Source organism: Bowmanella dokdonensis (genome assembly GCF_017254865.1).
In the GTDB taxonomy this organism is placed as follows: Bacteria; Pseudomonadota; Gammaproteobacteria; order Enterobacterales; family Alteromonadaceae; genus Bowmanella; species Bowmanella dokdonensis.
Genome location: NZ_JAFKCV010000231.1, coordinates 1 through 332, shown reverse-complemented (window position 1 = coordinate 332; position 332 = coordinate 1). Strand labels below are relative to the sequence as shown.

General features: G+C 44.0%; 1 protein-coding gene. It reads left to right on the top strand.

Annotated features, from left to right (window positions below; translation table 11 throughout):
- Nucleotides 1-136: 136 nt before the first annotated feature.
- On the top strand, nt 137-332 hold a 196-nt coding region (locus tag J0A66_RS22355), incomplete at its 3' end, for an RNase H1/viroplasmin domain-containing protein (RefSeq protein WP_206576027.1).

The window sequence follows — 332 nt, the reverse complement described above, 5'->3', positions numbered from 1 at the left end:
CTACCTTCCATCAAACATTCTCAGCATACACCGGCATACAGAGAAGTCACTTCTACAACACGTTGCAAAGGTATGAATGAAAAAACTGTAAAGCGATAAAGCAGGCGAATTGCCCTGTGCTATTCAGGAAATTGAAATGAACAAGAGACCCTCAACAAAACGTAATTGGTATGTTGTGTTTGCCGGTGCCAGACCGGGTATCTATGGATGTTGGGAAGAGGTGGAAAGATTGGCGATTAACTTTCCTAAAGCGCGTTACCAGAAGTTTTCGAGTCGAAAAGAAGCAGAAGCTGCATTCGCTGAATGCTCTCGAGTCGGATACGACTCTAAAG